Annotated in this window: 11 protein-coding genes; 5 read left to right on the top strand and 6 right to left on the bottom strand. The window is 72.5% G+C overall.

Going from position 1 to position 14261, the window contains the following annotated elements; translation table 11 throughout:
• Positions 1 to 87: 87 nt before the first annotated feature.
• The gene (locus tag ABFX50_RS35905) at positions 88 to 1731 is read right to left on the bottom strand and encodes an asparagine synthetase B family protein (protein ID WP_346152816.1); all 1644 of its coding nucleotides are present in this window, start codon (positions 1729 to 1731) and stop codon (positions 88 to 90) included.
• A gap of 70 nt (positions 1732 to 1801) precedes the next feature.
• Between ABFX50_RS35905 and ABFX50_RS35900 the strand changes: the two genes are divergently transcribed.
• The 4 genes from ABFX50_RS35900 (at position 1802) to ABFX50_RS35885 (ending at position 7129) form a co-directional block, all read left to right on the top strand.
• Entirely contained in the window at positions 1802 to 3646 is a 1845-nt protein-coding gene (locus ABFX50_RS35900) for a hypothetical protein (protein ID WP_346152814.1), read from the top strand.
• An 84-nt stretch (positions 3647 to 3730) separates the two neighbouring features.
• Positions 3731 to 4354: an anticodon-binding protein gene (locus ABFX50_RS35895; protein ID WP_346152813.1), complete on the top strand. Its 624-nt coding sequence runs from the start codon at positions 3731 to 3733 to the stop codon at positions 4352 to 4354.
• 115 nt (positions 4355 to 4469) lie between these two features.
• Entirely contained in the window at positions 4470 to 5852 is a 1383-nt protein-coding gene (gene lysA, locus ABFX50_RS35890; protein WP_346152812.1) for a diaminopimelate decarboxylase, read from the top strand.
• On the top strand, positions 5849 to 7129 hold the full coding sequence (locus ABFX50_RS35885; protein WP_346152810.1) for a homoserine dehydrogenase: 1281 nt from the start codon (positions 5849 to 5851) through the stop codon (positions 7127 to 7129). Before lysA ends, ABFX50_RS35885 begins: the two co-directional genes overlap by 4 nt.
• 72 nt (positions 7130 to 7201) lie before the next feature.
• Here ABFX50_RS35885 and ABFX50_RS35880 read toward each other — a convergent pair whose 3' ends face one another.
• On the bottom strand, positions 7202 to 7714 hold the full coding sequence (locus ABFX50_RS35880) for a DoxX family protein (RefSeq protein WP_346152808.1): 513 nt from the start codon (positions 7712 to 7714) through the stop codon (positions 7202 to 7204).
• 142 nt (positions 7715 to 7856) lie between these two features.
• Here ABFX50_RS35880 and ABFX50_RS35875 point away from each other — a divergent pair, with 142 nt between their 5' ends.
• Positions 7857 to 8858 carry a hypothetical protein gene (locus tag ABFX50_RS35875; protein ID WP_346152806.1) on the top strand — a complete coding sequence of 334 codons (1002 nt, stop codon included), beginning with the start codon at positions 7857 to 7859 and terminating at the stop codon, positions 8856 to 8858.
• A gap of 23 nt (positions 8859 to 8881) precedes the next feature.
• Here ABFX50_RS35875 and ABFX50_RS35870 read toward each other — a convergent pair whose 3' ends face one another.
• From ABFX50_RS35870 to ABFX50_RS35855, 4 genes are read right to left on the bottom strand one after another with little or no spacing between them, the layout of a single operon-like run.
• The gene (locus ABFX50_RS35870) at positions 8882 to 10519 is read right to left on the bottom strand and encodes a glycosyltransferase family 2 protein (RefSeq protein ID WP_346152804.1); all 1638 of its coding nucleotides are present in this window, start codon (positions 10517 to 10519) and stop codon (positions 8882 to 8884) included.
• Positions 10516 to 12363, bottom strand: a complete 1848-nt coding sequence (locus tag ABFX50_RS35865) for a glycosyltransferase (protein WP_346152802.1) — start codon at positions 12361 to 12363, stop codon at positions 10516 to 10518. Before ABFX50_RS35865 ends, ABFX50_RS35870 begins: the two co-directional genes overlap by 4 nt.
• Positions 12360 to 13811, bottom strand: a complete 1452-nt coding sequence (locus tag ABFX50_RS35860) for a glycosyltransferase family 2 protein (RefSeq protein WP_346152800.1) — start codon at positions 13809 to 13811, stop codon at positions 12360 to 12362. The genes ABFX50_RS35865 and ABFX50_RS35860 overlap by 4 nt, the downstream gene beginning before the upstream one ends.
• Complete coding sequence (locus ABFX50_RS35855; RefSeq protein ID WP_183649156.1) at positions 13808 to 14242, bottom strand: hypothetical protein; 435 nt, start codon at positions 14240 to 14242, stop codon at positions 13808 to 13810. Before ABFX50_RS35855 ends, ABFX50_RS35860 begins: the two co-directional genes overlap by 4 nt.
• Between the last annotated feature and the right edge of the window lie 19 nt (positions 14243 to 14261).

Here is a 14261-nt window from a genome sequence, read left to right as displayed (position 1 = left end):
CCGTCCATAATCCCCTTGCTTCGACCGCCTGTAATGCCCGCGAGACCCGTACGTGCTTGTGGCGTTACCCTGCGTTCTCCGTGCCTGTCAGAACGGCGGAGCAAGCTCCGTGAGGTCGTTCTCGTAGTCGGTCAGCCACGCGCCGAACAGCACGAGACCCCGCACCCAGAACCTGTCGTTCCAGCCGCTGAACCTGGTGAGAGCGTCGGGCCCCGACGAGATCACCTCGTGCAGGCCCTCCGACAGCAGCCAGGGAGCCCGCTCGGCGACCTTGCCGAGCATCGTGTGGGAGTAGGCGCGGGCGGGCGCGGCGGTCGAGCGCAGGGGCACCCGCTGCAGCGGCTGCTTGACCACGTTCGTGGACGGCAGAGCGGCCACGCGCGGGTTGGCGGCGTGCAGGACCTCCCTGTAGAAGCGGCCCTTGTCCTTGCGCCCCACCCCCACCGACAGCGCGGCGTCGAAGAAGTCGGGGTGGATGAACGGCCCGGCGAAGGAGGCCTCGGGGCCCACCAGGTTGACCGCCGAGCGGGCGATGCCCCGCACGGTGCGGGTGTGCAGCACCGACAGCGGCAGCTCGGCCCTGTGCCCGTGGAGCATCGAGGTGGAGGCGTCGAACTGCTCGCGCACGACCTGCCCGATCCAGCCCTCGGCCGCCTCGGACAGGAACGGCGTGGACGGCGCGCCGAGCGAGAGCGAGCTCAGCACCGCGGCCGAGCGCTCCTGCTGCGTCCTGGCCTCCAGCGCCGCACCGCTGACCATGAAGTTCTTCAGCAGCGGCCCGCCGGCCAGGCCGTCGATCAGGACGCGGCTGGAGCCGTGCACCTCCTTGGCGAAGGGCGCGTACCAGGCGTGGTGCGGCGTCATGAACTCCAGACGCCGCGCCACCTCCAGCGCGTCGCCCGGATAGGCGGCGGCGTCCTGGGTGATCACGCGGTGCCGTACGCCGAGCTCGCGGGTGATCGCGCGGGCGAAGGCGATGTCGGTGTCGGTGCCGTCGTCGGGACTGGTCGTCCACGACTCCACGTCGGCGCCCTTCGCCACCGCCACCGAGCACAGCAGCCGCGAGTCGTAGCCGCCGCTGACCGGCACCAGGAGCGGACGGCCCTCGTACTCGTCGTAGACCGCGTGCAGGATCTCCAGCAACTCCCCGGCGCTGCGCCAGGCCTCGTAGGGCTCCTGCCGCAGCCAGCGCGGCAGCCGCCGCTCGGTGGACAGCCCCTCGGCGGTGTGCACCAGCGCGCTGGAGCCTGGCAGCCGCCTGATCCCCGCGTACGGCGTGGCGTCGCCCAGCGGGAAGGTGACCTGGATGATCGAGGCCCACGCCGCCCAGTCGATGTCGACGGGCACGAGCTCGAGCAGCGGCTTCAGCAGCGAGGAGAAGTAGATCGCCTCGTCGGTGCGCACGTAGTAGACGTCGACCAGGCCGAGCGCGCCCGCGTGCAGGATCGTGCGCGCGCCGTCGGAGATCAGCCCGGGCGTCTCGTAGGTCTCGGCGACCGTGATCCAGTCGGCGGCCTGCGCGGGCCTGCGCTCGCCCCAGGAGAAGGCGAACGTCGTGGGCGTGCGATGGTAGGGCGGCAGCGGCTGCGAGCTGTAGAGGGCCGCCTCCGCCGTCTGCAGGGCGGGGCGCACCTTCGGCCCCGACCCTGCGAGTTTGTCGAGCAGGCCCGTGTCGAAGCGGCCGAGGGCGCCGCATACGTACGGCCTCACATTGAACGCCGGCCACTGCACGCGATCTCACTCCTCAACGCCGATTCCAAGCGAAAGAGTATCCTTTGCCGGGCCGAGAGACGGAGGGCCTGTGACTACTGAGCTTGAGAGCACGCGACGCGCGCTGCGCGACGCCATCGCCGAGGCGGAGCGCGCCGCGGAGTTGGCAAGGCTGCTGGACGCCGCCCAGGCCAAGCTCGCGGAGGCCGAGAGGGCCACCGAGGAGCTCAGGTCGATGAACGAGCGGCTGGCCGAGGCCGAGAGCGAGCTCGAGACCGAGCGCACCGCCGCGGAGCGGCTCCGCAAGGAGCTGGCCGAGCAGCGCTACCAGGCCGAGGTGGCCCAGTGGAAGCTGTCCTCGCTCAAGGTCGCGAGGTGGAACCGCATCGGCGACGCGATCAAGACGGGCAAGAGCAACCCCGTCCGGCTGGCCAAGGGGCTGAAAGGCGCGGCGAAGCCGGTCAAGCGGCCCGTGGCGCCCAAGCGCAAGCCCATTGCCGTCACCGCGCAGAAGGACGACCGTCCTGGCGCCGCCTTCCAGGCGACCAGCACCACCAGGACGGTCGAGGGCAGGTCGGTACGGCTCAAGCCGTTCAGGATCCCGACAGGACCCAACACCCGCCCGCACCTGACCGCGGCCGTGATCGCCGACCCGCACGCCGAGGCGCTGCTGCGCTACGAGTGGCGGCAGACGACAGGGTTCACCCCTCGCGACTTCGCCCGCGTGCTGGCCGCCGAGGTGCCGCACCTGCTCGTGGTCGAGTCGGTCACGCAGGGGCCCTGGGCCGAGGAGATCACCGGCGAGCCGGGCGAGGGGGTGCGCGAGCTGCTGGCCTGGTGCGCCGCGCGCGGCATCCGCACGGTCTTCTGGCACACCGGCGGCACGGTCGCCGACTACGCCGCCACCGCCGAGCTGTTCGAGTACCGCTTCACCACCGACCTCACAGCGGGCTGGCCGCGCCTGCCGTTCGCGGTGCAGCCGCGCGTGCACAACCCGCTGCCGCTGTCGGGCGGGCGCTACGACCGGGTTCTCACGCTCGAGCAGCTGCTTCCCGCCCATCTCGGCTACCCCGACGTGCTCACGTCCTACCGCTGGCCGGTGGCGGTCGACTGCCCGCCGGGCACGCCGCATTGGCGGCTGGCCGAGCTGGCCGCCTGCGGCACCTCCATCGGCCCCGAGGCCGACTCGCGCCGCGCGCACGCCGCGCTGCGCAGGGCCTACGCGGCGGGCACCATGACCGAGCGCGTGGACGAGCTGCTCGAGACCATCGGCCTGCCCAGCGCACGCGCGACGCTGGACATCTCGGTGATCCTGCCCGTGCCCGACTCCTCGCGGCTGGAGCACGCCCTCGCCCAGGTCGTCAAGCAGTCGGGCGTGACCCAGGTGATCGTCTTCGGGCATCCCTCGATCGAGGAGCGGGCACGAGAGGTGCTCGCCCCCCGCGAGGTGGTCTTCAGGGAGCAGGACCCGTCCGTGAGCACCGGCGCCATGCTCAACAGGGGGCTCGACCTGTGCGAGGCCGACCTGGTCGCGATCATGGACCCCCGCGACGTGTACGGCTCGCACTACCTGGCCGACCTCAGGCGCGCCTTCCTCTTCAGCACGGCCGACATCGTGGGCAAGGCCTCCTACTACGCGCACCTGCGCGGGGCGCACGCGACGCTGCTGAAGCAGCCCGAGTCGGAGTACACCTACACGCCCGAGGTCAACGGGGCGACGCTGCTGGCGCGCCGCAACGCGCTGCGCGCGATCGGCTTCGCCGACCTGACCGAGGGCTGGGACGAGGTGCTCATGCGGCAGTGCAGGACCGACGGCATCAAGGTGTTCTCCGCCGACAGGTTCGGCTACGTGAGGGTGCGCGACGAGGACCGCTGGCTGCTGGGCGCCGCCCACCTGGTCGAGTACGGCTCCGCCGAACCCCACGCCCTCATCTGAGCCGTCGAGGGCCCTCCGGCCCCGCACCCCGGCTCCGCCCCGTGGCCGCCTCCGGCGCGGGCGGAGGGTCTAAGCTCGGGTGCTGTGAGACCGGGGCGGCTGGCAGAGGTGCTCGGCGAGCCGCCGGCGCCCGAGGGGACATGGGAGCACGAGGCCGTCTACCTCTCCGCCGCCGCCCTGCGCCGCAGGATCGCGCCGGGCGACCTCGCCGCCGAGGTGCGCGCCCTGGCCGGAGTCGTGGCGGTGGAGGTCGGGGGCAACGGGTTCCTGCGCATCACCGTCGACACCCCTGGCGACCTGCTGGACGATCCCCACGAGCCGGTGGACTTCCCCGGCCCGTGGCAGGACCTGCCCCGCACGTGGGACAACCCCGGCTTCGTCGTCAGATACGCGCACGCCAGAGCCGCGGCCGTCCTGCGCTGGGCCCGCGAGCTGGACGTGCCCCGCGCCGGGTTCACCCCGTGCGCGCTGTCCGGCCCCCATGACAGGGCCGTTCTCAGGCTGCTGGCCGAGCTGCCGAGCCGCAGGGCGGGGCGCGACCCTGGATGGGCCGCCTACCTGCCCAGGCTGGCCCTCGCCTACCACGACGCGCATGAGCGGGCGCCGGCCGTACCGAGGGGTGAGGAGGAGCCGGGGCCCGTCCACACGGCCAGGGTACGGCTGGCGGAGGTGGTGCGGGTGGTGCTCCCCGGACCAGAGCGAATCTGAAAATATCCAGTCATATGGCGAATTAAGGCAAAAATTTCCGCAGAATAGCGAGATCGCGTCTCGATCCGTGGGCAGTCGTCCCACCAGCGCCACCGGGTCCGATAGCCTCGATCGGGTGAGTCGATTCGCCCATCCAGCAGGGGACAGGCACGCTGAGATGCTGCCCCATGAGCGCCCGCCGCTGGCGCCCGCCGACCTCAACCGGATCAACCACGCGATCTGGCCGCGAACGTCGACGCGAACGGATGGCGCGCTCACGATCGGCGGCGTCGACGTGCGTGACCTCGCCGAGCAGTACGGCACGCCGCTCTACGTCGTCGACGAGGACGACGTCCGCTCGCGCATGCGCGAGTACGCCACCGCCTTCGCGGGCTCCGACGTGCACTACGCGGGCAAGGCGTTCCTGTGCAAGGAGGTCGTGCGCTGGCTGATGGACGAGGATCTGGGCCTCGACGTGGCCAGCGGAGGCGAGCTGGCCGTCGCGCTCAGTGTCGGCTTCCCGCCCTCGCGCATCACCCTCCACGGCAACAACAAGTCCGCCGCCGAGCTGAGGCGCGCCCTCGAGGTCGGCGTCGGGCACGTCGTCGTCGACTCCTTCGAGGAGATCGCCAGGCTGGGCTACTTCGCCGAGCAGATGGACGTCAGGCCCCGCGTCATGGTCCGCGTGACCACGGGGGTCGAGGCGCACACGCACGAGTTCATCGCGACGGCGCACGACGACCAGAAGTTCGGCCTGTCGCTCAACACCGGCGCGGCGGCCGAGGCCGTCCGCCGCATCCTGGCCCTCCCGCAGCTCGAGCTCGTCGGCCTGCACTCCCACATCGGCTCCCAGATCGTCGACACCGCGGGGTTCGAGGTCGCGGCCACGCGGCTGGCCACCCTGTTGGTGCAGATCAAGGACGAGCACGGCGTGGTGCTGCCCGAGCTCGACCTCGGCGGCGGCTACGGCATCGCCTACGTCGAGGGTGACGTCGCCCCCGACATCAAGGTCATCGCCGACGCGCTGCGCGAGATCGTCGAGAAGGTCTGCACGAGCTCCGGGCTGCCGGTGCCGCGCCTGACCGTCGAGCCGGGCAGGGCGATCGTCGGTCCTGGCGGCGTCACGCTCTACGAGGTCGGCACGGTCAAGGACGTCGAGGGCCTGCGCACCTACGTCAGCGTCGACGGCGGCATGAGCGACAACGCGCGCACCGCCCTGTACGGCGCCGAGTACACCACCGTGCTGGCCTCCCGCGAGTCGGAGGCCGCGCCGATGCTGTCGCGCGTGGTGGGCAAGCACTGCGAGAGCGGCGACATCGTGGTCCGCGACCACTACCTGCCCGCCGACCTCGCGCCTGGCGACCTGCTCGCCGTGGCCGCGACGGGCGCCTACTGCAGGTCGCTGGCCAGCAACTACAACTACCTGCCCAAGCCCGCCGTCGTGGCCGTCTCGGGCGGCAGGGCGCGCGTCATCGTGCAGGGTGAGACCGAGGACGACCTGTTGAGGGGGCAGCTGTGAGCAAGCCGCTGAAAGTCGCGCTGCTGGGGTGCGGCGTGGTCGGTTCGCAGGTCATCAAGCTCATGGAGGAGCAGGCCGACGACCTGGCCGCCCGCATCGGAGCCCCGCTCGAGCTGGCGGGCGTCGCGGTCAGGAAACCGGGCCGTAAACGCGAGGTCTCCTTCGACCCCGCCCTGCTGACCACCGACGCCGAGGGCCTGGTCACCCGCGACGACGTCGACATCGTCATCGAGGTGATCGGCGGCATCGAGCCCGCCCGCACGCTCATCCTGGCCGCCATGGCCAGCGGCAAGTCGGTCGTCACGGCCAACAAGGCCCTGTTGGCCGAGGACGGCGCCACCATCCACGCCGGCGGCGGCGACCTCTACTACGAGGCCAGCGTCGCCGGGGCGATCCCGCTGCTGCGGCCGCTGCGCGAGTCGCTGGCGGGCGACAGGGTGAAGCGGGTGCTCGGCATCGTCAACGGCACCACCAACTACATCCTCGACAAGATGGACTCCACCGGCGCCTCCTTCAACGACGCGCTGGAGGAGGCCCAGGCGCTGGGGTACGCCGAGGCCGACCCCACCGCCGACGTCGAGGGCTTCGACGCCGCCGCCAAGGCGGCCATCCTGGCCGGTCTCGCCTTCCACAGCAGGGTCACGGCCGCGGACGTGCACCGCGAGGGCATCACCGAGATCACCGCGACCGACGTGGCCAGCGCCAAGGCCATGGGCTACGTCATCAAGCTGCTGGCCATCTGCGCCCGCTCCGACGACGGCCGCTCGATCGGCGTGCGCGTCCACCCCGCGATGATCCCGCGCACCCATCCGCTGGCTGGGGTCCGCGAGGCCTACAACGCGGTCTTCGTCGAGGCGGAGTCGGCGGGGCAGCTGATGTTCTACGGCAAGGGCGCGGGCGGCGCTCCCACGGCCTCGGCCGTCCTCGGTGACCTGGTGGCGGTGGCCCGCAACCGTCTGGCCCGCACCAGGGGCCCCGAGGAGTCCGTCTACGCCTCGCTGGCCGTCCATCCGATGGGGGAGACCGTCACCCGCTGCCACGTCTCACTCGACGTCGCCGACAAGCCAGGCGTTCTGGCCCAGGTCGCGACGCTCTTCGCCGAGCACGACGTCTCCATCCAGACCGTCCGCCAGGAGGGCCACGGCGACGACGCCCAGCTCGTCATCGTCACGCACAGGGCGACGGACGCGGCGCTCTCGGCGACGATGGAGGGGCTGCGCAGGCTCGACATCGTCAGGGCCATCGCCAGCGTGATGCGCGTCGAGGGCGACGACTGACGGCGCCAGCGGGCACGCGAAGGCGGCTCGGGGCTCCCCTGCGGAGCCCCGACCCGCCTTTCTCATGTGGGGTCACCTCGACGTCGAGCCCGCGAGCCGCAGCGAGGCCGGCCAGGCGCGGGAGGCCGAGCGGGTGGCCCACAGGGCGACGGCGATGTAGGCGACCTGCTCGGGAACCCTCAGCCACAGCGGTGAGGCCTCGCCGCCGTTGAACGGCACCTGGGCCACGGCCGCGTAGATGTTGGCGGGAAGCAGCAGCACGAACATCGCCGCGAGGGAGAACCCGGCCGCCCAGCGGGTCCCGGTGACGACCAGTCCGACCGCCCCGAGGAGTTCGAGCACCCCGGTCGCGTAGACCATGAAGCCGGGGAACGGCACGAACGGCGGCACGATCTTCACCAGGTCGGCATGGTTGGGCATCACGGTGACGCTCTCGGGGACGAAGTGCGCGCTGGCCGTCATGACGAGCATGACCGCGATCGCGTGGGCGGCGCTCGCGGGCCACGTGGCGAAGCGGCTGACGCCGAGCGCTCCGAGCGCGCGGAAGACGAGAAGGGCAACTCCCAGGACGACTACCGGATCCATGATGTCTCCATTGGATAGTGACACTGTCTAATATTGGATAACGTCACTATCCAATGGAGTGGGGAGATGTCAACCCCGGCGGGGGAGCCTCGTCCCCCGCCAGGGGGAGGGGACGGCGGGCCCTGCCGAGCAGGCTTGAGGTGTGAGCGAGACCGAGATGCGCAAGAGGGCCAGGACGGCGCGGCCCACCGTCGAGACCGGGACAGAGACCAGGGCGCGCAGGTCGTGGACCGCGCCCGCGGCGGGCCTGTGGTCCGTGGCCTTCGGGCTGACCGGCGCCTACTGGGCCCTCGGCGGCGCGGGCTTCCCCCTCGGCGCGGGCGACCCTCGCGCGGACCAGGTGGGCTCCCTGCTGGCCTCGGTCGAGCAGGGCCCCACGGGAGCCGTCATGGCGGCGCTCGGCCTGCTCGGCGCGCTGGTCGCGGTGGCGATGACCCGTTCGGCCGCGCGCGGCCTGTCGTTCGTCTTCGCCTGGACGATGTGCGTCGGCCTGATCGTGGCCGTGCCCGATGTGCGGGTGATGCAGAACTTCGGCTACCTGTTCATGGGCTACACGGGCCTCTGGGACGGCCCGCTGCTGTTCATGCTCTTCTGCATCGTCGGCGGCGCGCTCTGGGCGGCGGCGGCCTGGGCCGGGAGGGACGGCGGCGATTCGGGAGGCGGCGCGCGAACGGTGCGATGGGCAAGGCCCGTCACCTATCTGGCCGCCGTGCTGGCTCTGCCGTACGGCATCTCGCGGATCTCCTGGGCGATGGGGATCCCGCTCGGCGTGCCCGACGGCTTCCTCGCCGGGGGACAGCAGGACGCGTGGATGGCCGAGGCGGTGCTCGGCGGGCTGTGCGTCGTGGGGGCGCTCCTGACGCTGGGCCTCGTCCAGCGCTGGGGCGAGGTCTTCCCCCGCTGGATCCCCTTCCTGGGCGGCAGGCGCGTGCCGGTCTGGCTGGCGGTCGCGCCCGCGCTGTGCGCGTCGGCGATGCTGATCCAGGCGGGCTCGCGCCTGTTCCTCTGGATGATCACCGGCCAGATCACCATGACCGCCGAGGACTGGGGCAGCTTCGGGCCCGGCCTGTCGTGGCTGCCGTGGGGCCTGGCGCTCGTCGCCGCCACCTACGCCTACCACCTTCGCAGGCGGAGCGCCCGCTGACCGCCGCTCACCAGGAGCGAGGGTCAGCGCCGGGGGAAGGTGAGGTTGCGCATCCTGCGCACGGCCTTGTCGAGCACGGTGCGGTCCTGTTCGCGGGCGAGCTTGACCGCCTCGCGCCGCCAGTGCTCGGCCTTCTCCTTCCAGCGCGCGGTGTCCCTGCGCCCCTTGGCCGCCTCCCTGCGCAGCTGGGCGACCTCGGCCCGCAGCGCCGCGGTCCGCTCACGCAGCGTGTCCAGCTCCTTGTCGCGCTGCCTGGCCAGCCGCTCGTGCTCGGGCACGGGGCGCCGGCGCGGAGGGTAGAGGCGGGGCCTCCTGGCCAGCCCGAAGGCGGCGCCGTCCACCCACTCCAACCCGAACACCTCGTCCAGGACGTCGTCGAGGTGCTCCCCCTCCTTGATCAGGAGCGACGCTCGCGCGAGGGCGGCGGTGCGCTCCAGCCGGGCGCACACCACGCCCTCGGCGCTCTCCTCGAGCGCGACGCACAGCGCGCCCCCGTCGGTGGCCTCCAGATGGCCGACGAGCCGCTCGACGGTGGTGGGCTCGGGCATCCAGCCGGGCGGGCAGAGCAGCCGGAAGGGCGCGACGGGCTCGGGCGCGGGCCCCAGCCGTACGCGGGGGTCGTGTTCGAACTGGGCGCGCAGCAGCCGCAGCTCCAGCAGCGGATCGGACAGCGGCGAGCGGCGCGAGTCGGTCAGCGACTCCCACGGCCCCTCGACCGTGACCCGGACATCGGGCAGCGAGCTCGCCAGCAGGCCGTCGACGGTGGCGCGGGTGTCCTCGTAGGAGCCCGCCTCCACCACCGCCTCCACGTAAGGCACCAGCCACTGCCGCCCCCGATCGGTCCGCAGGTAGCGCCGGTACGGCACGCGGTCGGCGACGAACGGATCGTTGTAGCGCTTCAGCTCGGCGAAGGCGCGCATGGCGGTCGGCACCCCCACGTGCCAGGCCCGCGCCTCGGGATCGGGCACGAACACCGCTCCCGCCTGCGTCAGCCGGTAGCCGAGCTCGGTGTCCTCGGCCAGCTTGAGCGTGGTGTCCATGCCGCCGCACGCGCGCAGCAGCCACGCGGGATAGGACGCCGTCGCCCCCACGTGCACCCGCGACACCAGCGAGCTGGGCGCCGTGCGCAGCCCGTCGTGGCTCGCGATGATCTCCTCGGCCCAGTCGTGCCGGTGCGGCGACATCGGGAACAGGTCCGCCACCCCCGCCGCGACCTCGGAGGGCGAGGGCAGCACGGGCGGGTCGGTGAAGTCGATCCAGCCGAGGACGACCAGGTAGGAGGCCAGATGGTGCCAGCGCATCTGCGCCTCGACGTGCTCGGGCCATGGCACCATGTCCGCGTCGAGCACCAGCACGATCTCGCCGGTGGCCGCGTCGGCCCCTGTCTGCACGGCCGCCGCCCTGCCCCAGCTCTCGCGCACCCTGACGACCCTGCCGTCGGGGACCAGGTCGGCGCGCAGCGGCACGGGGCTGCCGTCGTCGACCACGATCACGTCGAGCAGGCGCGCGGGATAGGTCTGGTTCGACAGCGCGGCCAGCGTGAGGTCGAGCTTCTCCTGGCCGCCGTGGGCGGGGACCACCACGGTCACCGTCATCGACGGCTCCCACGCGCCCAGCGCGGGCGGCTTCAGCGGGCCGAAGTCGTTGCGCCTGATCCTCACGGGGCCAGCTCCATCAGCGCGTTCGGCCTGAATCCCCTCCACTGCTGCCTGTTGCGCTGCAGGAACGTGCCGATCGGCTCCTGCCAGGTGTGGTCGGCCGCGGGGCCGCGGCGCAGGATGTAGCCCAGGCCGTGGGTGCGGTAGATCTGCCCGCCCGCCGCCTGCAGCGCCTCCTGGAACTGCGTGTCGACCGAGCGCCTCAGCGGCCTGAACCCGCCGACCGCCTGGAAGGCCGACCGCTCCACCAGGATCGTCCCGCCCGCCACGAAACTCGTGATCTGCTCGGTGATCTGGCTGCGGTGCACCGTCACGTCGATCGACGACAGGTAGACGAACTCGGGCACGGTCCCGACCACCTGGGCGCCGGAGTAGGAGTGGGCCAGCAGCAGATCCCACAGGAAGTCGGGCCCGTACCAGTCGTCGTCGTCCATCTTCAGCAGGAAGGAGCCAGAGGCGCGGGCCGCCGCGTCGTTCAGCACCTCGCCGAAGATCGCGTCGGTCTCGAAGACCGTGATCGGCCTGTCGAACCGCTTGACGGCGTCCACGACGTCGGGATGGTCGCGCGAGACCCCGTGCAGCGCCAGGACCACCTCGAGCTGGACGTTGCGCTGCCTGGCCACCTGTTCGAGCGCGAAGCCGACCATGGAGGGCCTGCGGGTGGCCAGCAGGACGGAGGTCAGCGGGGGAGCGGGCGCGGGCGAGCCGAGCTGCTCCCACCTGGCGGCCACGCCGTGGACGCGCATGGCCTCGCGGCGCAGCCTGACGCTGTGCTCCTCGCGCCGCAGCTCGTCCGCCAGGTCCACCGGGGTGGTCAGCAGGGACGACAGCCTGTCGCCCATCGCCCTGGCCCAGCGCGGCACCTCCGAGGCCACCAGCGGCACGCCCGCGGCCGCCAGTCCCGCCAGCACCCTGACCGCGGGCAGCGGGCCGCTGTGGGCGTGGCGCCAGTCGATCTCCACGCCCCTGATCTGCCTGAGCCTGGCCACGTCGGCGTCCGTGACCCCGCCCGAGGCTGCGAACGTGACGACCGGCCTGCCGTCCAGCACGACCGACCAGCGGCCGCCCGACTCCGCCAGCATGGCCATCCCGCGCGAAGGAGTGGTGACGAAGCCCATGGGGTTCACCAGGCGTTCGTCCACCGGCGGGATCATCGAGGGCTCCACGGGGACGGCGGCCAGTTCGGTCCCGCCGGGGCGGCCGATCCGCTCCCAGCTGGCCGCCTCGACCGTCGGCCGGTCCACCGGCTGCTCGTCCTCGGTCCACTCCACGTCGTCCTCGACCGTGCGCAGCACGATGTCGCCACCGGGCGCGCCGACCCGGTCGGGGACGGGGCCCGTCAGCTCGGCGGGTGTCGCGTTCGGGTCGCCCGGCCGCCAGTCGGCCGCGCCCACGCCCGCGATGGCGGCGGCGGGCGCGGCGATCACGTCGAGGCGGTGCCCCGCGAAGGCGCGGGCGGTGGCGGCGACCGTACGGCCCGCGGGCGTCGGCGCGGAGAAGCGCGCGTCCACCACCCACACGCGGTTCTTCGGCTGGTAGACGCGCAGCTCGGTCAGCGACCTCCAGCGGTGCGCGGGGGTCGGCGTGGGCACGGGGGCCGGGTGCGCGGCGGGGGTGTCGGCGACCGCGACGACCACCCGCTCGGCCTCGGGCAGCAGCTTGTGCAGGGTGGCGATCCTGCGCAGGTCGGCGGGGCTGCCGGCCAGGACCAGCACCTCCTTGACGCGTTCGGCGCCCGGCTCGATCAGCTCGTGGTCGAGGTCGGTGGCGCCGCTGTGCGCGTCGAGGCCCGCCTGGAAGACCCTTCCTCCGCGCTCCAGGGCCTCACGCACGAGATCGGCGATCATATGACGCGCCTCAGGAAGGTCGCCAGACCGGTCTTGGCCGGTTCCTCCTTCGCCTGCGCGAGCTCCGCGCGCAACGCGGCGACCTCGGCCTCCAGCGCCCTGATCTCGTCCCTGCGCCTGGTCGCGAGCGCCCGCCACTTGGCGGGATCACCGGCGACGGGCTCGGCCTCCTCGGCGGTGGCCAGGCCGTACTCCCGCCCGCCGACCCACACCGAGCCGAACATCTCGTCCACCAGCGCGTCCAGGTCGCCGCCGACCCTGCGCGCCCTGGCGAAGGCCGCGGTGCGCTCGAGCCGCGCGGACACGACGCCGCTCCCGCTCTCCTCCAGCGCCACGCTGACCAGGCCCTCGTCGAGGGCCACCAGCCTGGCCACGGTGTCGGCGCCGAGCACCCACCCGGGCGGCACGCTCAGCAGGTACGGCGTCGGCGCCACGCTCTCGGGCGCCTTCCACGCGAACGACACACGCGGCTCGTGCGCGTAGAGGTTGTGCAGCAGCCGCAGATCGAGCAGCGGGTCGTCGAGGTTGGAGCGCCGTCCATCGCCCAGCAGCGACCACGGCCCGACCAGCGTGACCGCCACGTCGGGGACCGAACCGGCCAGCGCGGAGTCGACCGTGGCCCTGGTCTGCTCGTAGCCCGCCGCCTCCACCGTCACCCGCACGTAGGGCACCAGCCACTGCCTGCGCGGATGGCTCCTCAGCCAGCGCAGGTCGGGGATGTGGTCACCGAGGTAGGACCAGTTGTGCCTGTGGACCTCCTGCTGCCTGCGCATCACCGTGGACTCGCCGACGTGCAGGCTGCGCGCCTCGCCGTCCGGGATGAACACCGCGCCCGCCTGGGCCAGCCGGTAGCCGAGCTCGGTGTCCTCCGCCATGTTCAGCCGGGGGTCGACCCCGCCCGCGTCGGCCAGCAGGCGCGCGGAGACCGAGGCCGTGGCGCCGGTGTGCAGGAGGTAGGCGCTGGTCCCCGCGTCCCTGAGCCTGCGGGTCTCCTCCAGCATCTTCGCCGTGTACGGCTGGACGGTCCCGCTGTCGAAGTCGTCGCCGAACAGGACCTCGCCGACCACCACCGCGTAGTCGAGCAGGTGGTGCCAGCGCATGTGCGCCTCGACGTGGTCGGGCGCGAGGATCATGTCGGCGTCGAGCCAGTGGATCACATCGCCCGTCGCGGCCCTCGCGCCCACGTTCCTGGCGTTGCCCCTGCCCCAGCCCTCGCGCACCCTGACGATCTGCGCCTCCGCCCGTAGCGCGGGCTCGCTCCCGTCGTCGACCACGACCACGTCGAGCAGGTGGGAGGGGTAGGTCTGCCTCGCCAGTGTGGCGAGCGTCCTGTCGAGCTCGTCCTGGCAGTTGTAGGCGGGGATCACCACCGTGACGGTGAGCTCGGGCGTCCACGCGCCGATCGCGGGCGGGCGCAGTGAGCCGTAGTCGTTGCGGCGGACCTTCACACGCGCTCCTCGCGCAGCTCGCGGAGCGCGGCCCTGAGCTCGGCCACCTCCTCGGCGTGGGTCATCGCGTTGACCCTGTCCTCGCCGAGCGAGGCGAGGATCGCGCTGAGGTCCTCGTTGCGCCTGGTCGCCGACTCCTCGACCGCGGCCGAGAGCCTGTCGATGCGCGACTCGATGCGCTTCAGGCCGGTGGCGCTCTGGGTCAGGCCGTTCTCGATCTTCTTGACTCGCAGGTCGATACGGTGGGCCTTGCCGTCCAGGCGACGCACGGTCAGCACCAGGAAGGCGAGAGCCGACAGCGCGAGCAGGAACGCGGCCGCGGCGAGCGCGGCGGCGGGGGAGACGGCTCCGGTGAGCGAGAGCACCCCGAGGACGGCCAGCACGAGACCTCCGAGGATGGCGATCGCTGCCAGGTGGCGGGGCGAGAGCATCCGCGCATACCTTCCGTGT

The sequence above is a fragment of the Nonomuraea recticatena genome, assembly GCF_039533245.1.
GTDB lineage: Bacteria > Actinomycetota > Actinomycetes > Streptosporangiales > Streptosporangiaceae > Nonomuraea > Nonomuraea roseola.
This window is presented reverse-complemented; position numbering and strand designations above follow the sequence as displayed.